Source organism: Maribacter chungangensis (assembly GCF_042676845.1).
Taxonomy (GTDB): domain Bacteria; phylum Bacteroidota; class Bacteroidia; order Flavobacteriales; family Flavobacteriaceae; genus Maribacter; species Maribacter chungangensis.
In genome coordinates this window covers 1,356,895-1,375,301 of the sequence record NZ_JBHTHY010000003.1, presented here as the reverse complement: position 1 = coordinate 1,375,301, position 18,407 = coordinate 1,356,895, and the positions used below count along the sequence as shown (strand labels likewise).

Here is an 18,407-nt window from a genome sequence, read left to right as displayed (position 1 = left end):
CAAGACCATACGAAAACCAACAAGAGCAAAGGCCCAACTTACTTTGTAAGCGCCAACAGCAGATAAATTACCTTAAAATCCCTTACAACCTAAATTGCAAGGTAGTATAAAACGTTCTTGGTTCTGACGGAATTATACCAGGCCCGGGATATCCCGTTGCCCTACGGGTAAAATAACTATTGTCCAAGAGGTTGTTGATACCCGCTTCTAGCTTCCAATTTTTGTAGCTATAGGCCAAACTAAAATCTAAAATATCGTAGGCAGGTATCTGCCCTTCTATGCCTCTTTGATTGTCGTTTACGTCCTGTAAGGCATTCGTGGCATCGGTAAATTGATCGGCAAGATAGGTGTACTGTAAACTTCCCAACAAATTACCGTATCCAAAATTCACACCTGTTTTTAGATTCACGACCGGAATAAATTCCACTTGGTTCCCTTCTACTCCAACCTCCTCCGAAGATAGATATTCCGACTTGGTAAGTGCTAGGTTCATGAAATAATTCATCTTAAGTTTTTCGATATCGGGAAAAAACGTTTCCTTAACACTCCAATTACCAAAACTTTCCAAGCCGTACATAAAAGCTGTTCCTATATTACCGCGAAAACGAACGATACGGCCCGTTTCTACTAGTTCGCCAAGGGCATTTATACGGGTTTCGCTCTTTAAAACCTCGCCCAATCTATTGTCATATAGGAGACCAAACATACTAACATCGTAAGAAAACGCATTATCCAACCTACCCCTTACGCCAATATCCGCAGTAAAACCGTCTTCATCGGAGATATTCTCGTCTACCTGAAAAGAGGGGTTTACTACCCTGATATCGCTAAATGTAACCGACCTATAGTTTTGAGAAAAATTACCGTAGAGTTCTAAACCTGGCACAAATTTATAAGTAGCGCCCAAACCCATTAAAAGGAATGTACGGTCAAAAGTCCTGTTATCGGCAATCTCTTCATTTAAAAGGGGATTACCGGCCAAATCCAACACAATATTATTATAGCTGCCTATACTTTCAGTTTTTATGTGCTCCAGCCTAAAGCCAGGTGTTACTGTAAATTTAGTTGTAATATTGAAAATATTCTCTCCAAAAAATGCAAGATTGGCATTAGGAAAATCAAACTGTGATTGACGTTCGTAATTAGGAAAATCGGCATCGGCGAAATTAAAATCCGCATTACCGGTTACGGACCCTGGCCCTTGCCGCTGATCATTGGAAGTCCTGTAGATTTTTGAACCCAACAACAAGGCAGATTCCGATTCGCCAAGTTTATAGCGTGTCAACACCCGTGCTTCCGCACCCCAGTTTTGAAAATTATCAACGAGGAGTTCCCTGGGTTCTAAAACATCATCGGGTTGGGAAACGCGGTTTGTTCTAAAACCTACTGCGCTCCTGGAGGCATCCAGACCAAAAAGATGTAGACTAAAATCGGTTTTGTTTGAAAACTTATGATCTAAACGAAGGGAGTATAGTTTCCAGTCTACATCAAACCAGTTCCTTTCTCGGTTACTAAATGTTGGGTCCTCGATAAACTGGGCGTCCGTAAGTCCTCCTGCCTGTTTTGCCAAGTAGTTCAAAAAGGTAGTTTCCAAGGTCAGTTTAGTTTTGTCGGACATTTGATAGCCTACATGGGCAAAATAGTTCCGGCTATTAAAATTTGAATTTGGCCTAAACCCGTTCCCCTCTTTGTAATTCAAATAGGTATAATAGCTTAGTTTCCCCACCGTTCCGCTTAAGCTGTTAAAGCTAGTACGCAAATCAAAGGAGCCAAGAGTTTGTCTACTTAGCCATTCGACCTTTTTATCGGTAGCCGGTTTTTTAAATTTGAAGTTGACCAGGCCACCGAATTGCGTTCCGTACTGTAAGGACGCCGCTCCCCTTATGACCTGAATTTCTTCCAAAGCCTCGGCTGGTGGGGTATAATAACTTTCCGGATACCCAAGGACATCCGCACTAATGTCATAGCCATTTTGACGGGTATTAAAATTTGCCGTTCGGTTGGGATCCAGTCCCCTACCGCCAATGTTCAACTGCAATCCCGCATCGCCATTATCGTATATATTAAGCCCTACAACCTGACTGTATATTTGTCTGGGATTGTTGGCCGCCAAGTTTCCGGTAATGCCATCCAACAGCACTACCTCGGTCTTTTTTCCGGCGTATATGGCGGTACCTTCCACTTTTTTTAATTGTTTTAATGCAAAAACCTCTTGCCTTTTTTGGGTCATCACCACCTCCGATAGCTTTTCTGCCCGTAATTTTTGGAGCTGAAGGGTAAACTCAAAAGCAGTATCGAACAACAATTCCTTCTCCAAAACCTCATATTCATAAGCAAAAGCAACCACGGTGTATTTTCCGCCTGGCACGTTATCAAACTCAAAACGCCCATTATCATCGGTATTCTCCAACCGTTGTAATTGCTTCAAATAAACCTCTGCAAAAGCTATGGGAGTCCCTTGCGTATCGGTTACCGTGCCAGAAATGGTTACTTGGCCCCACAACGGGAACGCAAAAAGCAATAGTACAAAACCACTAAATTCCTTTAATCTCATCTTTAAATGGGGTTATCCAATTTTTATGCTCAAATGATTCCCTTTCCTGCGCTAAATCTATTTTAGGATCTATGAAGGTGGTACTTAACCTGCCATTGAGCGTAACTTGACAATCTACATACACCTGTACCGCTTTATGGCCGTCTTTTTCAAAATGCTCTTTTAAAATATGGGCATATTCCAAAATAAAATCGGGTTGAAATGCCATTTGTTTTTCTTGAAACGGTGTTAAAAAATCGGTATTATCTACATAGAACCACTTGCCCGTTTCCCCGTCTACGATCTTGAACTGGGCATAACCGGATTTCTCCATCAACATTACACGCCAGGAAAACCGATATCCTTCTTCTGTCCAAAACAGTTCTCCGGGGTACAGTAGATATCGAAAAGGAACCAAAAGCTGAAGGGCAAAAAACACGATGAGAACGTTATATTTTAGTTTTGTTACCGCATTATAATTAGACACCAACCTTTTTGCATTATCAAACCTAGTTTTGGCAATACCGAAGATACGGGCAAAAAAGCCTAAAATATTATGATGTAAGCCGGCATCAAAGAATATCAGTGTGGAAATAATCATGATATACGGAAACATACCGATAGGAAACAGCACACGTGTTAGCACATGAAATACGAGCACGAGCACAAAAGCATACGGTCTCGTTTTTTTGGACAATAAAAGAAACGGAATAGCCAAATCATAGAGAGCACCAGACCAACTAAAAAGGTACTGTGCCCACTCCTTACTTACCAAATCTCCCAATAAAGGAATATCGAACTTGGACGGGAGCCATATTTTCAGGGGCATGGCCTTAACCAACCAGTCGGAGTTAAGCTTGGCCAAACCTGCATAAAAATAAACGATCCCAAGTAACAGTTTTATGCAGTTGATCGTCCAAGCCGGTACGTATTGATGCGCTTTTTGCGGATTACGGGCCGCATCCATAGAAAAATAGGTGCTTGCAGGAAGAAAAATCATGACAAAACTCAACAGACTGATAAAATAGTAATGATTTAAATAGGTTGTTTTGTCCATGAGTTCTATGTACGTAAAACTCAAAAAGAAAATGATGATGGCCGCTTTATACTGATAACCGATGGCCACAAAAATGGCGGCAATAGCACAGATCAAAAAAACCACATAGGTGAATTCCCCAACAGGCTTGACCCACTCAAACCCGTAATATGAAAAAAAATATTCTGGTTGAATGTACAGCTTATCTATCCAACCGTAGCTCCAGAACCTTACAATACTCAAGAACATCATTACCCCAAATAAAATGCGAAAGACCGCCAAAGGGGCGGCCTCCACAGGAGCGTTTATATATCTTTTGATGAAGGATTTCATTTGTTCGGTACTAGATCAATGTATTTCTTGACGTTTAAATTCAGTTTATCGATTTCCAGATCTTTTTGCAACTTACTCTCACTTAACCTATAAGCTAAAATTCTAAAAATAGCTCTGGTGTAAATCTTTTATATAAAAGATAGAACAAACCTTCAAGGACAGACCTAATCACCATCGGCATCCACAAAATCTATACTAATACTCATAGCGGACACCATATCTACCTTTAACATAGGTACCGCTTTTTGAACGGCATCATAGGCCAACAACATATTTGTTGGCGTGGGATTATTCTCTATCTCAGATCTAAAAGATCCCAAACCGCTGACCGCGGTACGCGCGGCATTAAACTGATCATTTATGATCTTATTAAGGTCCTCCCCATCTTTTACCGTATTAAGGGCATCTAAATAAGATGCCAAACTTTCCCCAGTGGCATTACTGCCAAAATGGGTACCGTTAAAAAAATCCTGAACTGCATTTAGACCCTCAAGAAAAAGCTCGTTGGCAAGTTCTTGTTGGTAATAGGCCTCCACGTTCTCTGGTAATGTAGTACCGGAAAAAACACCTAAGGGTATTCCCATTTTACCAGCTCTTAAAAACTTTTCGTAATAAAAGATATAATCGTTGACAAAACGATCTACAGAAGCGGTTGCAGAAGCACCATCGTTTGCGACGAATGTATCGCGATACGATTGATCCCACTCCCCAACGACCTGGTTGGTTAACGCGGTCATATCGTCTATGACGGCACCGACATACATGAGGGTCGCTTCTTTATTTTCGCCGTTAAACTTGGCAACAATAGCAGTATCGTCTTCTGCAAAACCATTGATCAAATAATCCAAGGCCGGAAAACCTTTTGCATCCCTGTTGGAGGACAACGAGAGATCATACGCGCCAGAAGCTATAAAATCATTTATTTTTTCAATGTCTGTCGGATATATATTTATGTTTAGTCGCAAGCCAACGGTTTCCGCAGGCCCTATCTCGAACATGGAAACCCGTTGCCACATTTTATATGCCGATGTCCATGCCGTTCTAAAACTTTCTAGGTTTGAAACGCTTGCATCTGCCCTAAAGGTTTCAAAAGCGGTACTTAGATCATCCAACTCTGCCGAAAAGGCTCCATAAGATGGTAGTATGATATTGTCCGCCCAGTTTGTCAGCATTGTATTGCGCTCAAACTTTACCACCATACCAGGATTAATTACCGCATCGTCACTTTCATTATCGGATGAACATGCCCAAACTAGGGCAATTAAAACTAAACCTCCCAGTATCTTTTTCATCAATTTATTTTTATTTGTTCTAAATTAATTGCAAAAATAAAAAAAGCAACCCAAATCCTGAGGGAACGAGCTGCTTTTTTATCAACTTAACTCAACTTTAAATTATTCTGATGCCGCAGCAAGTGTAAAATCGAATCTTTCGGCAATATCCGTTGCCATACTTTCGAGTGTAGCAGGAGCAACATCCCACAAACCATTAACACCATCGTCCATAAGATCTTCCAATAAAGCATCTACCTCCGCTTTGCTAAAATAAGGGTCGTTGGAATTTGGCTTTCTTGTGAATTGAAGGCTATAAATAAATCCATATCCTTCGGATATATCGTGAAATGCACCTCCATAATCGGGTGTTTCCGTATCAATTAAGTTTTTAGCCTGCTGCAGGTAATACACCGCACGTATTCCAATAACCTCTGAAATCTTTTGTTTGATGATTTCGGCTTGGGCATCCCTAACAGCATAATCCTTTGCCACTATCGCTGCCCTTCCTAATTTAAATGCTTGGAAAATTTCATCTGCTATGCCTGCAAAATCATCATCACCTTCTACACGACCTATGTACTTGTTCAGGAAACTATCGGCTCCTAAATCCGCATTAGGATTGGCTGCATCTGCATTTAGGCCATAGACATAGCCAAAAGCTTCATCCCATTTGTGCTCCATTGTAGTGTAACTTTTACCCTCTGCAACCGTTCCGGCATCGTTATCGGCTTTGTTGGAACCGGCATCCAAAACCGCAGGACTAAGGTAATTGTTCAAGACTTGATCGGCTACCAAGGCTCCTATGAGGCCCTTTGTCCATAATTGGTCATATTCCAGACCTTTCGCATTAACATACCGGGTAGAAGATCCGTCGGCTATCTGTCCCGCTATACCTGGAGTTGCCGCAACCTGCCAGTTGGGAAACACCTCATCTACCTGTGCCGAAAGCCAAGCATCAAAATCAGCTCTAATCAAGGCCTGATCGGTAGCATTGGATGAAAAGAAATCTGCGGACGCGGCAGTTTTGCTTCGTATGTTCTTATCGGAACTGTTAAGATCTGCATCATCAAAATCCATATCGCCTTCTACATGTGCATACATAGCTGTCAGTTTTGCGGCCGTAGTGGTCGGGTCTTTTAATACCGATATGATTTCATCTCCCATTTCCAATCTAGTGGTCTGACCCGAAAAACTAACCGTATTGTCGCCATCCCGAGTGAAACTATATGTTGCAGGGTTTTCGATAGCTGTTTCACAAGGGGCGCAAGAACCTCCGCAATCTATACCAGTCTCATCTCCGTTCTGCACGTTATCATCACAGGTAGCGGCCTCAACTATTGGATCATTATTATCATCATCGGAATCGCAAGAGGTAAACAACAATCCTGAAAGCGCCATTACAGCAAAAATTGATTTTTTCATTTGTAAACTAAATTTATTTAGACTTGTTTTAAATAGAATGGCAAATCTAATGCAGTTCTTTTAGCTACACAAGATTATTCTTATCAATTCTAAATAAAATTAAAACTTTAACATTTGAATAAAATGGACGCGCCAAAAAACTTGAACCAAAAAAAACGGCTTCCGTTATCTGGAAGCCGTTTGCTCAATCTCGCTTTTGCCTTTTAAGCCATAGCCGCTTGTGGTGCCCAATGGTTACAGGACATTCCGGGCGCAGCCTTTTGTGGATTTGCGCAATCGCTAGTCTCAAACCGCACACAACTGACACAGTTCTGCTCGGATTTTAAGGCTGCTTTCATTTCAAAACTATCACAGGTATAGCTATTTCCAACTTTTACCCCATGAACCTTACACGTATTTCCTTCTACTAAATTTTCGCAATTCATGCAACTGTTTCCTAATCGTATCGACATAACTTTCTTTTTTTAAATTCAATACAAAGTTAAGCGGGCCTGTGCTTAGACACAATTTAAATAGCTGATTTACAGTTATATATATTTAGATTGTTTTAAAACAAAAAATCCTTTATCGGCACACAGTAATGTGCCGATAAAGGATTTTACCAGTTTCGAACCTGTTTTACGCCTCGCAGCTTGCGCAGTCTTTCTTCTGCTTAAACTTCTGGGCAGCGTTCATACTGTGCTGGTAGTACAGGGATTTTAAGCCCAACTTCCATGCCGTTACATGTATTTTGTTTATTTCCTTTACAGGCATATCCGGATGTACGATGATGTTTACGGATTGTCCTTGGTCAATATGATTTTGACGGTTTGCCGCTTGGTACACAATATCCAATTGGTCTATCTCCGAATAGGTCTTAAACACCTCTTTTTCTAAATCTGACAAGAACTCCAAGTGCTGCACGGAACCATCACGCTCACGGATACTTCTCCAAACCTCGGTTATGTTTTTTCCCTTTTCCTCCAATAATTCGACCAAGAAAGGATTCTTAATCGTTGTTTTTATCTTGGCAATATCCTTAACGTAAATATTTGACCAGATTGGCTCTATACCTTGCGATACCTGACCCAAAATAAAAGCGGACGACGTAGTTGGCGCAATAGCGTTCAAGGTTGTATTACGTCTACCATATCCTTTAAGTACTTCCGGTTCGCCAAATTTCTCTGCTAGCTCCTCAGATGCTTTATAGCTTCTTTCTTTAATCTCCCTAAAAATCTCAGAATTCAAGTCATACGCTTCCTTACTATTAAAAGGTAGCTTTTTGGACTGCAATAATGAGTGCCATCCTAAAACCCCAAGACCTAAGGCACGGTTTTCCTTCGCAAAGTTATAGGCACGTTCCATAAACAGGAACGTCTGGCGATCTTCTCTACTTTCAGAGTCCCTGTACGACTCTAACTTTTCCAAGAATTCTGTGATCACGGCGTCCAAGAAGCAAACCATCGTTTCTACGGCATCCGTATTTTTCCATTTATCATAATGCAATACGTTTACAGACGAAAGCACGCATACAAATGACCAGTTATCATTTGATGGCAACATAATTTCCGTACAAAGGTTACTCGCATAAATTGGCAAATTTTTATCTTGATACACGTTTGCCGCACCATTGTTTGCATTATCCTTAAAGAATATATACGGATAACCCATTTCCCCCCTACGTTGCAGAACCTTTGCCCAGACAGCTCTCTTTTTTGCATCGCCATCTACCATCTCCTGCATCCATTCATTGGTAACGGTTACGCCATGCGTTAGCTCTTGGATGGGATTTCCCTCGGTACCGATTTCCAGAAACTCCATAATATCCTCATGCTCTACGGGTAAATATGGGGAAAAACGTCCTCTTCTTACCGAACCTTGGCTAACTACATCTACCATAGATTCAAAAAGCTGCATGATATGTACCGCTCCGGAAGCTTGACCATTATTTTTTACCGCTGCGCCACGGTGCCTGATCTTACCAAAATATCCAGAGGTTCCACCACCTAATTTGGACATCATTCCAACTTCGGATTGGGTGTATAGAATATTTCCCATATCATCATCTATGTGCGAACCAAAACAGCTAATAGGCAAGCCTCTTTCCTTGCCGAAATTAGACCATACTGGTGAAGCTAACGAATAGAATCCTTCTGACATATAGCCATAGAATTTATCGGAAAATCCGGGCATTTTCAAAATATGCTCCGCTCTGTCGGCTATTTCCCGTATACGTTGTTCCGCAGACACGCCATCTGTTAGGTAACCTGAATCTAGGAAGTTTCGGCTATGCTCCGTTAACCATTCAAAGCCGCCTTCGGTTTTATGCTTTTGATTATCCAGCGCCTCTTTTCTTGCATTTATAAGCTGGGCAGCTTCGTTAATCGCTTCTGTTTTGTTCTCCTTGGTAGTGTTTATATCGTTCATCTAAAAAAGGTCGTCGCTAGTTATACTTTGTGTTCTTTTACTATAATTGATAGAGCGTTTTACGAAGAAATCGCCATGTTTGGTACCTATAATCTCATCATCGAACCATTCCGTCTCGGCCAATAAAGTTTCATTTATCTCAAAAATCTTGTCTATTCCTATGCTTTCCAACGAATTGTTGAATCGATTTTTAATAAACTCGTTCACTACCGCCTTTGGCAAAAAGTCGAGCTCTCCTTTTTCAAAAATCCAGTCAACTATAGTGCTTTCGGAAGCGAAAGCTTCTTCGCACATTAATTTGATATTGGCATGATGTTCCCCATCAAACCAATCTGGATTTTCATCCTTGATGATCTTGATCAAATCTATTCCAAAATCTCCATGAATCTGCTCTTCCTTAGATGTTGCCTCCACCACATTGGAAACACCCTTAAGCATATTCTTGTGCTTGTTAAAAGCCATGATTATCAAGAATTGCGAGAACAGGGAAACATGTTCGATAAAGAGTGAAAAAAGCAAAACAGATTCCGCATACTCTTTATTATCATCGCTCTTGGCATTCTTCAATGCAGTTTCTAAATACTGAACCCGCTTCATCATTACAGGTTTTTTCTTTAGTGTTTTAAACTCTTCGTTCAAACCCAATATTTCCAACAAATGGGAATAAGCATCTGCATGGCGCACTTCGCTTTCGGCAAATGTTGACCCGACCGATCCTATTTCCGGTTTTGGCATTTTTTGATAGATATCCCCCCAGAAACTTTTAACCGCTACCTCAATTTGGGAAATGGCCAACATCGTGTTTTTGATTGCACTACGTTCAGCGTCGTTCAGACGAGTTTTAAAATCCTGAATATCACTTGTGAAATTAAACTCGGTATGTATCCAATATGAATGCCTTATCGCGGGGACATACTCGTAGAGTTGTGGGTATTCGTAAGGCTTTAGATTGATGCGTTTCTCAAAGATATTTGGCTTACGTTTCGTAGCCTGTTCATTTCTATAAATGATGTAGGCCTTGGCTACATCAAAAAAGCCACCTTCCATCAATTTGGTTTCCACAAAATCCTGAACTTCCTCTACGGTAGGTACATAATTTTCATCTATTGCCTTGCGTTCCAACAACGATGCACTAACATTCTCGGATATACGTTCAGCATCTCCAAGATTTCCATGTTCTACGGCGGTCATTGCCTTTAAGATAGCGTTTGTAATTTTGTGTAACTGAAAGGGTTTTTTGGTAAAATCCCTTTTGATGAGATGGGTGATTTGCATGGTATATAAAACGGGTTTAAAAATGATGATTTAATGAGATATGTAAAGGTCAAAATTTAATCGCTTTACTTTCCAGCGAGGTGGTTTAGGTTTTCCACATTTTATCAACAATTAATCGGAACATCCCAAAACCCCTTATTTCAATGGCGTTAGCGAATTTTGTTAATTTACAACAAAAGCCGTAAAAAAATTTGTCCGTTTCAAAAACGCTTAACCGAAAGGCTTTCGCCACCTAGGACAAACAAAGGAAATAAGACCAAAATACCGACCATTAAAAGAGCAGTAAATCTGTTTTTTACAAGGGCCGGAACCAAGAATTAAGCAGCTATTTTTGTTCGGGTAAACCAACGAACGCATAAGAGATTAAGAACCAAATTATTAGTCCTAAAAAACGAACAATTATCCACATAAAACTATGAAAATGATCAAATATGAACATTCAATTATTACATAGATCACACAATTAAAATGTCTTACAATTAGCTTTTAATCAATTTAATTTTTCCTAAAATCGATATCCAAGGGATATTCCCGTCCTAGGCAAAAACTCTTCCGCTATATCTTCATTTCCCGTAATGATATTGCGTCCTACACCTCCATAAAATTCAAGAACAAAACCACCTTTACTCACCAACTTTCCACCCAGCGAAACCCCAAATGCAATGTTGTTACTCGTCTCGTCAGAATAGGTTACATTCTGAAAATTATTGTCCCATGTACCATCGAAATCACCTTGTACGTTGTACATTCCAAATACTTCAAAGAAGAAACCCCTTGCGTATTTATTGCTTATAAACCTTCTGTAATAGGGTGTAAACGCAAATTTCTCGTAATAGTAAGGCCCATCGATAAAGGAGCCATCCTCGGTATTTTCCAGATTAAACATCATGGACGCACCAATAGACGACTCTTCATTAATAAGATACTCATAGGAAAATTGAGGTGCCTTGAACACGACCAGATTAAAAACATCTGTCTTTATTTCGTGTTTATCACCGGCCCGCGCATCATCTTGCGAATAGGAATGCATGAAAAAGAACATTAAAAGTAGGAGGGGTAGATTTTTCATCGATTGTGAATTTATTAATTACATTGTTTTTTAAGCTGATATTAATGAATCTATTTATGGCTTTTAATACTGAATCAAAAGACCTAAGCACTTGCTTGAGGCATACCGGGCAGACCTAAAAGTACTAAAATGGTTCATACACACCATCCTGATTGTACTTTACTTTTCTACCGCACCCTTGCTCTTTTTTCTTTTAACACCTAGAACCATAACCCAAGGCCTACGTACAACGTTTCTGGACAACCCAGCCCCGTGCGAAAATCAAAAGGCCCAGTACTTCTGAGGTTTTGAATCCTATATCCGACGAAACCAGAGGGTTGTAGAAAGGTAGTAAATGGTTTGTTTTTCATAAAATCATTTACAATTCCAAGTCCGCATTCAAAATGATGTTTTCTACGACCAAAAACCAACCCAGCGTTCACCAAATATATCGCTACATCCTCGCCGTCCCCCAAATCAGCAACAAATTGTTTACCGTAACCCATCCCTAGGCATGGATTTAAAACTTTAGGATTCGTAAATAAAAAACGCAGATATGAAGTAGTAAGCGCACTGGTAAGTCCGATACAACCATAGACTACATCAATAATGTTTTTATGCTAATTGAAGGATTGTGTAGTGGGAGCTTTGTACCGACCAAAACAATTTTGAAAAGATGATACCAGGCCAAAGAGGACTAAGACTTTTGTAACTTGCATAAGGCAGGTCTTCAAGGGTAATTACGAGTTAAGAATCTTATAAAACACCCTAGTGGTTCTGCATAGGAGAACTTTTGTACGCTATAGGTGCCAATGCTCTAGAGATTAGGGCAGCGCTTACAATTTGTCTTTCCCTTTTTCTTATATTTTTTACAGCATTTTTTCTTTTTCCCTTCAGAAGAGCAACCACCGCAATCGGATGCCATAATGATGCAAGGACGTACAAGTAATGTTGAATTCATTATTTTTATTAAATCTAAATAATAACGAATTTAAACAAAAAAAAGATTCCGCAAAACGGAATCTATACTTTTTTAAGGAAATTATATGCTTTACTCCTCCATGTCTACCGATGTAGCTATGGCGTTGATGTCACGATCGAACATATAATGACCGGACTTATCATCACCAATTATATTTAATTTATCCAGCAAGGTTCTGGCAACAGCCTCTTCTTCTAACTGTTCCGTTACGTACCATTGCATAAAATTATGCACATTGTAGTCCTTTTTGTTCAAACATTCATATATAACGTGATTTATCTGCTCGGTCACGAACATTTCACTTTTTAGGAAATCTTCGAACAACTCGTTCAAGGAACTGTAACTATCTTTTGCCTTTTCAACAGCAGGTACAATTACCTTGCCTCCACGTTCGTTTACAAATTTAATTAATTTGGTCATGTGCTCCCGCTCTTCTTCCGACTGCGCATAGAAGAATTCAGCTATACCGTTATATCCCGCAGCATCTGCCCAACTGGCCATGCCCATGTAATGCATAGATGCGTTTGCTTCGTATTTTATCTGGTCGTTCAAAAGTGTTTCTATTGACTTGTTCATTGCTTTCATTTTATACAAAAATAGTTTAAAGTTATGTAGCTCCAAAAAAGCAAGGCAACTTAGTTCAAAGTTTAAATTCTTTCTAAACTAGGAGACTATACCAAACCACGGTTTTCGAAGAGACTAAGTTGACCTTGAAACCGCTAGTTTAGCCTATATTTAGCCAAGGTTGCATCCAGATCAAGTGTAAACTGCGTCCCCTTTATTACATCTTCCAATAATGCTAAAATTGTTTTATCGACCTTAAGACAGATATCTATCAAGGGATTAGAGCACCAAATTTTATTACAGGCATTACCGCCGCAATCCGCGCATGTACATGGTTCATCCGACCGCTGTACTATACCCATTAAATGCTCCAAATCTCCTCTAGAGACAAAAAGACCAACCGTATCTACCACCAATTGCATATCGCAGTCCTCGTGCGGACTATTCTGTACACGATAAACTGCGGCATAATCATTTCTATATATAAGTTCCATTATTTATGATTTTAAATTTAGCCCTTCGCTATACTTTTTTCAATTTTGTACACAAAAAGGTAATAACAGCCCATAATGAACAAAAGCCACCCGAAGGTAATAGTAGCGAAGGTGTTCATAGAAACGCTGTACCTATCATAGAGGATATAGTACATAAAGCCCATCATTATAGCATAAAACCCCCAATTGACAAAGCGCCATTTGCCCATCGTGGGCTTGTTGTCCTTCTTTCTTTTAATGGCCTTGCGCTTTACCGTTATCCAGATGCCCGTGAGCACCAGCCCAGAGATGCCCAGGCCAAAAATGAACCAGATGAACTTGGTGATCAAGCCGCCAAAGTTGCCAAAGTGCAGCGGATCGGCAATATCATTGAGATACAGCACCGCACCGATGTCCTTTGCATTCTGACTGGCGACCACCTGGTAGGTGGTTGGGTCTATGTACACCCTATTGGCACGTTGCCGCACCAAGGGCACATCACTTTTGCCCGTTAAGTAAATAAGTCCGGCCTCCCCTCTTTTGGGTGAAATATCGCCTACCACCAAGCCGGGAATTTCCTGCTTGGCCAAGGCCACGGCACGATCATAATCAATTTTAGCGGCATCACCCGTGGCTTGGACACCTTCTTCCAAAGACGCCACCACCGGTACAGGAGGGTTGCCCAAATCGCCCACCCCGGCCACATTGGCCCGCTCCATGAAATACCAGATACCGGTAATGGAGAACAGCAACGTAAAGGGAACGGACCAAACGCCCACCAATCGGTGCAGGCTCCTAAAGAACACCAAGGGGCCGTTGCCCATTTTCAGTTCAAACAGCTTTCGCCACCATTGTTTATAAAACACAAGGGCTGTAATGAGCGAAATGAGCAATAAAAAACCGAAAATGAGCACGGTAAAATGCCCTATTTGAAAGGGTACAAAAAGGAAGTAGTGCAAGTCCCTGAAAAAACGCTGAAAGGTGAGCTGTGCCTTACCTTGAATGGCACCGGTATAGGGGTTGGCGAATACGTAGGTACGTTGCCCGCCCTCTTCCTTGTAAATGATGTCGCAGAGGTAGGGCTCGTCCGTGCGCAACCAAAAAGTGACCTCGCCGCTGGGATGCGCCTTCCTGAAATTATCCATGATGAGGTTACGGGAAGCCAGTTCCGGTTGGGGCACGGCCCTTATGGCCGGGATGAACAACCAATCCATCTCATGGCTCAGGGTGGCCAGGGTACCGGAAAAGCATACTATAAAAAATAGTATGCTCAACCGGATGCCGATCCACCCATGAATCTTGAAAAAGATCTTTTTATTGACCTTCATCCCATTAGAAAATATAGGATACGGTGGTCATGATATTTCTTGGAGCCCCTGGAAAAGCACGGATAAAATCATACCCCCCCACCCAGTGTGTCTTGTTGAACACATTGTTGAAATTGAGCTGTATCTGCACCTTGTTCAAATTATAGTACAAGGCGGCATCGAAAAGACCGTAGGCGGGAAATTCGGTGGGGTTGGCGTTGCTGGCCACGATGGAGCCGAACCGCTCGGCCACATAATTGTAGCCCAGGCCAAAGCCCAGGCCTTTATAGCGTCCTTCACTCAAAATGTACTTGGTCCAGACATTGGCCATATGCCTCGGGGCGTTGGGCTTTTGCCTTCCGATCTCCGCTGGGTCATCGCTTTCCGTGAACTTTGCATCATTAAAGGCATAACCGGCCACCAGGCTCCAATTTTGGGTGATGCTCCCAGAGATATCCAATTCAAAGCCCTTGGCCTCCTCCTCGCCGATCTGCACCAGACGATCCGGGTTGGCGGCATCGTCCGCGTTATAAAGCTCTCCATTTTGGGTAAGCAGGTAAAAAGCCAGGGAGGCGTTGAGCCTGCCATTGAACCAATCGGATTTGGCTCCCGCTTCGAACAACTCGCTCACCAAGGGGTCAAAAGGACCCCCAGCATCGGGGTTGATGATATCCGCTGCGCTTTGGGGCTGATAGCCCTGTACCCAAGTTCCGTAGAGGTTCACGTTCTCGTTAAGGGTATAGACCAGGCCCAACCGGGGCAAGAAGGCCCGTTGTTCCAGGGTTTCCTCTGTTTCGCTGTTGTAGTTGATGAAATCCCTGAAAAATTCTTGGCGCAGCCCCACAAGGAATTTAAAGTCGCCAAACTCTGCCTGGTTCTGTAGATATACCCCATGGGAGCGTTGCAAAAACTGGCCAAAGGTTCGGGTGCGGTACACGTAGTCGCTCATATCCCTTAGGCCATTGGCGGTGGGAGACGTTAGGTTGAAATGCCCCACATTGGTGGCGGGGTTACCATTGGCATCCAAGACATAGTCATCTATATTGTCCGGGTTGAAGACATTGGTGGCACCACCGTTCTGCAACAGATAACTGCGCGCTTCCAATTGGGAGCCCCCAGGCTGTAACTCCTGTTGAAAATAATCATGGCCCACCAACAGTTTGTTGCTCACATCTCCCAAATCAAAATCAAAATTGAAATAATTATTGAAGCTGTTATTGTCCCAAGCCCTTTTACGGATGAACACCCGCATGGCCACGCTCTCCTCATCGATACCGCCATCCCCGAGAGCGGCAAAACGGTTGGAAGTTCGGTGCTCCAAAAGGTCTTCGTCATAGGAAGAGCGCATGTACACACTATTAAAGGTGATGTTGTCGGTAAAGTTATGCTGAAGGCTCACGGTGGCGGTCAAATTGATCTCGTCCAAGAAATCGTTTGCCGCGCTGAGCGATTTGGTAATGGGCGTAGAATTTAAATCGCCGTTGCCAAACACCGCCTGACCCCGATCCAGCCGCCCTTGTGAGTCCTGGTATACAATATCAAAATTAAGGCGGGTATCTTCGGTGGGCAAAAAGGAAAAGGATGGTGCCAGCACCAGATTACGACCAAATTGAAGGTCCCTAAAACCATCCGTGTTCTCGTAGCCTATGTTCAGGCGGTACAACAAGGTGTTGTCCTTGGTCATGGGCCCCGTAAAATCGGCCAGTGTCCGGAAGGTATTGAAACTGCCCACGGATGCGGTGATGGACTGCCGCTCTTCCCGCAAGGGCTTTTTGGTGACCCTATTGATCGTGCCCCCGGGGGATGCATTGCCAAACAGTGCCGAGGCGGGACCCTTTATCACCTCCACCCGCTCAATATGAGGAATTAATTGCGGACTCCAAAAACTGGTAAAAGCGCGCATACCGTTAACCAAATTACCCGAGTTACGCTGCCCGGCTACCCTGAATCCACGAATAGATATATCATTATAAAAACTGAACTGGTTTACACCGCTCACATTCTTTACAACATCGTTCAAGGTAAAGGCGGCCTGATCCAAGGCCAGTTCCTTGGTAACAAAATTGATGGTGGTGGGCACTTCCTTGACGGGAGCGGCCGACTTGGTGGCCGAGTAGGACACGGTGTTATTATATCCCGTTTCCCGCCTTCCAATAATCTCTACCGCTTGTAATTTTTCTGCATTTTGAGCCAAAACAAAGTCAATAGCCATGGTTTCCTGACCAGAAACCACTACATTTTTTGTTTGCGTTGCATACCCAATGAAAGACACTTTTAAAACATATTCACCATCGGCGACATAAGAAAAACTATACTTTCCATCAACATTTGTAGTGGTGCCTTTACCCTTGACCAACATAACGGTTGCACCGAGTAATGGTTCGTTACTTTCACTTAAAACAGTTCCGTTGATAGTAGTTTGTGCAATAGCTACTGCGCTAATGCACAGTGCAAAAATCAATAGGTAAAATCTTTTCATACTTCTTTGGTTTTTCGGTCTGGTTTCTTAAAAACCAGAAGTACCTTAGACCTCTGGTTTAAAACTAACACAAACTCAACTTTAGTTATTTTATTTATTAAGAATAGTTCTAAATAATTCTTAGGCAAATATATTAATTATTTTTAATCAATCTAAATAAGAATTAATTAAGATGTGTTAAAATTTCAACTCCAATAAAATGTACTGGATTCTATCATAACTCTATGGAAAGGCATACCTATATTTTAAATAACAGGCAGCCATCAAGAATCGGTAATTAGACTTTGTAAAAAGGATATGTCATATCTATTTATTTCCTTTAACAAGTACAAAACCGAACATATGCAATCCATGTTCGGTTTTGTATGTAGCTCAGTTTCTTTACCCTACTCCAATGAAGTCTCACCTTCATTTGGGTTATACACATAGTTAAAGGTGTAGAAACGTGATTCGTCTGCAAATCCGTCCGGATTTGCTGGTGCGTCTTTGTAGTAGCTCAATATCTCCACTTTGGCCACTTTGTCGTCATGCGTTCGGAATACCAAAATTTTTCCAGGAATCGGCACTACTAAATTGGTCATAAAATTGTAATTGTACCATCCATTATCGCTACCTGTAGGTATTGCAAAAGCTGTATCGGCATCCTGGGCGAACGTCATCCCTTCTACGGAAAGTACGTCTGCAAATATCCCGTCTACTATGGCAGCAGCTGCATTTCCGGTACGTGCAGGCTCCTCAGCTGTTCCAGTAACCGTTCCTCCGTTTACGGCAATAGTGGTACCCCTAAAAGCAATATCCCACTCGGTATCGCTGTCCGTTACGGCACCGGTCTCAAAACTAAATTTGGTAAATGGACCTCCTACAGGCTGACCTTGACCACCGGTTTGCGGAGCCGGAATATTCTCAGCTGTAGCGCTTATCAATTCCGATAGAACGGTAAAATTGGTAGCTGTCGTTTTTGCCGTACCGTCTACACTAACGCTTACCGCTCCACTAACCGCGCCTTGGGGAACCGTTGCCACAATCTGTGTACTGCTCAAGGAAGTGATGCTTGCCAAAGCTCCGCCAACCGTAAGTTCTACGCGAGAGGCATCCGTAGGAAAATCGGTTCCCGTAACGGTAATATCGCTACCCACTGTGGCCGATTCCGGAGAAATACTAACTACCGTAAAGTTTAGGGACGGGTCTTCATCATCGTCACTACAGCCAATAAAGGCGAAGAAAGCAAACAATAAGGCGAACATTTTAAGTGATGTTTTCATAATAATTGGGATT

14 protein-coding genes are annotated in these 18,407 nt (G+C 41.9%); all 14 read right to left on the bottom strand.

Annotated elements, in window-relative coordinates; genetic code table 11:
* Nucleotides 1-82: 82 nt before the first annotated feature.
* Nucleotides 83-2,554, bottom strand: coding sequence for a TonB-dependent receptor domain-containing protein (locus ACFQZJ_RS05850; RefSeq protein WP_379932973.1), 2,472 nt, complete (start codon nt 2,552-2,554; stop codon nt 83-85).
* A complete protein-coding gene (locus ACFQZJ_RS05845; protein ID WP_379932971.1) occupies nt 2,535-3,902 on the bottom strand; it encodes an HTTM domain-containing protein in 1,368 nt (455 codons plus the stop codon). Before ACFQZJ_RS05845 ends, ACFQZJ_RS05850 begins: the two co-directional genes overlap by 20 nt.
* Nucleotides 3,903-4,066: 164 nt before the next feature.
* The gene (locus ACFQZJ_RS05840; protein ID WP_379932970.1) at nt 4,067-5,194 is read right to left on the bottom strand and encodes an imelysin family protein; all 1,128 of its coding nucleotides are present in this window, start codon (nt 5,192-5,194) and stop codon (nt 4,067-4,069) included.
* Nucleotides 5,195-5,296: 102 nt separating this feature from the next.
* On the bottom strand, nt 5,297-6,598 hold the full coding sequence (locus ACFQZJ_RS05835; RefSeq protein WP_379932969.1) for a DUF4856 domain-containing protein: 1,302 nt from the start codon (nt 6,596-6,598) through the stop codon (nt 5,297-5,299).
* A gap of 203 nt (nt 6,599-6,801) precedes the next feature.
* The gene (locus tag ACFQZJ_RS05830; protein WP_379932968.1) at nt 6,802-7,050 is read right to left on the bottom strand and encodes a hypothetical protein; all 249 of its coding nucleotides are present in this window, start codon (nt 7,048-7,050) and stop codon (nt 6,802-6,804) included.
* A gap of 166 nt (nt 7,051-7,216) precedes the next feature.
* On the bottom strand, nt 7,217-9,004 hold the full coding sequence (locus tag ACFQZJ_RS05825) for a ribonucleoside-diphosphate reductase subunit alpha (RefSeq protein WP_379932967.1): 1,788 nt from the start codon (nt 9,002-9,004) through the stop codon (nt 7,217-7,219).
* The gene (locus ACFQZJ_RS05820) at nt 9,005-10,279 is read right to left on the bottom strand and encodes a ribonucleotide-diphosphate reductase subunit beta (protein WP_379932965.1); all 1,275 of its coding nucleotides are present in this window, start codon (nt 10,277-10,279) and stop codon (nt 9,005-9,007) included.
* A gap of 505 nt (nt 10,280-10,784) precedes the next feature.
* Nucleotides 10,785-11,348, bottom strand: coding sequence for a DUF3575 domain-containing protein (locus ACFQZJ_RS05815; protein ID WP_379932963.1), 564 nt, complete (start codon nt 11,346-11,348; stop codon nt 10,785-10,787).
* 200 nt (nt 11,349-11,548) lie between these two features.
* On the bottom strand, nt 11,549-11,833 hold the full coding sequence (locus ACFQZJ_RS05810) for a hypothetical protein (RefSeq protein ID WP_379932961.1): 285 nt from the start codon (nt 11,831-11,833) through the stop codon (nt 11,549-11,551).
* 545 nt (nt 11,834-12,378) lie between these two features.
* A complete protein-coding gene (locus ACFQZJ_RS05805) occupies nt 12,379-12,885 on the bottom strand; it encodes a ferritin (RefSeq protein WP_379932960.1) in 507 nt (168 codons plus the stop codon).
* A gap of 143 nt (nt 12,886-13,028) precedes the next feature.
* Entirely contained in the window at nt 13,029-13,367 is a 339-nt protein-coding gene (locus ACFQZJ_RS05800) for a hypothetical protein (protein ID WP_379932958.1), read from the bottom strand.
* 17 nt (nt 13,368-13,384) lie between these two features.
* On the bottom strand, nt 13,385-14,674 hold the full coding sequence (locus ACFQZJ_RS05795) for a PepSY-associated TM helix domain-containing protein (RefSeq protein WP_379932957.1): 1,290 nt from the start codon (nt 14,672-14,674) through the stop codon (nt 13,385-13,387).
* A gap of 4 nt (nt 14,675-14,678) precedes the next feature.
* Nucleotides 14,679-17,132, bottom strand: a complete 2,454-nt coding sequence (locus ACFQZJ_RS05790; RefSeq protein ID WP_379932955.1) for a TonB-dependent siderophore receptor — start codon at nt 17,130-17,132, stop codon at nt 14,679-14,681.
* Nucleotides 17,133-17,518: 386 nt separating this feature from the next.
* A complete protein-coding gene (locus tag ACFQZJ_RS05785) occupies nt 17,519-18,394 on the bottom strand; it encodes an IPT/TIG domain-containing protein (RefSeq protein WP_379932953.1) in 876 nt (291 codons plus the stop codon).
* Nucleotides 18,395-18,407 lie beyond the last annotated feature (13 nt).

Bases quoted from the DNA above. Each gene is read 5' to 3' on its own strand.
- ACFQZJ_RS05835 (WP_379932969.1), bottom strand. From the start codon at position 6,598: ATGAAAAAATCAATTTTTGCTGTAATGGCGCTTTCAGGATTGTTGTTT.
- ACFQZJ_RS05790 (WP_379932955.1), bottom strand. From the start codon at position 17,132: ATGAAAAGATTTTACCTATTGATTTTTGCACTGTGCATTAGCGCAGTA.
- ACFQZJ_RS05805 (WP_379932960.1), bottom strand. From the start codon at position 12,885: ATGAACAAGTCAATAGAAACACTTTTGAACGACCAGATAAAATACGAA.
- ACFQZJ_RS05845 (WP_379932971.1), bottom strand. From the start codon at position 3,902: ATGAAATCCTTCATCAAAAGATATATAAACGCTCCTGTGGAGGCCGCC.
- ACFQZJ_RS05850 (WP_379932973.1), bottom strand. From the start codon at position 2,554: ATGAGATTAAAGGAATTTAGTGGTTTTGTACTATTGCTTTTTGCGTTC.
- ACFQZJ_RS05795 (WP_379932957.1), bottom strand. From the start codon at position 14,674: ATGAAGGTCAATAAAAAGATCTTTTTCAAGATTCATGGGTGGATCGGC.
- ACFQZJ_RS05785 (WP_379932953.1), bottom strand. From the start codon at position 18,394: ATGAAAACATCACTTAAAATGTTCGCCTTATTGTTTGCTTTCTTCGCC.
- ACFQZJ_RS05815 (WP_379932963.1), bottom strand. From the start codon at position 11,348: ATGAAAAATCTACCCCTCCTACTTTTAATGTTCTTTTTCATGCATTCC.
- ACFQZJ_RS05800 (WP_379932958.1), bottom strand. From the start codon at position 13,367: ATGGAACTTATATATAGAAATGATTATGCCGCAGTTTATCGTGTACAG.
- ACFQZJ_RS05840 (WP_379932970.1), bottom strand. From the start codon at position 5,194: ATGAAAAAGATACTGGGAGGTTTAGTTTTAATTGCCCTAGTTTGGGCA.
- ACFQZJ_RS05830 (WP_379932968.1), bottom strand. From the start codon at position 7,050: ATGTCGATACGATTAGGAAACAGTTGCATGAATTGCGAAAATTTAGTA.
- ACFQZJ_RS05820 (WP_379932965.1), bottom strand. From the start codon at position 10,279: ATGCAAATCACCCATCTCATCAAAAGGGATTTTACCAAAAAACCCTTT.
- ACFQZJ_RS05810 (WP_379932961.1), bottom strand. From the start codon at position 11,833: ATGGGTTACGGTAAACAATTTGTTGCTGATTTGGGGGACGGCGAGGAT.
- ACFQZJ_RS05825 (WP_379932967.1), bottom strand. From the start codon at position 9,004: ATGAACGATATAAACACTACCAAGGAGAACAAAACAGAAGCGATTAAC.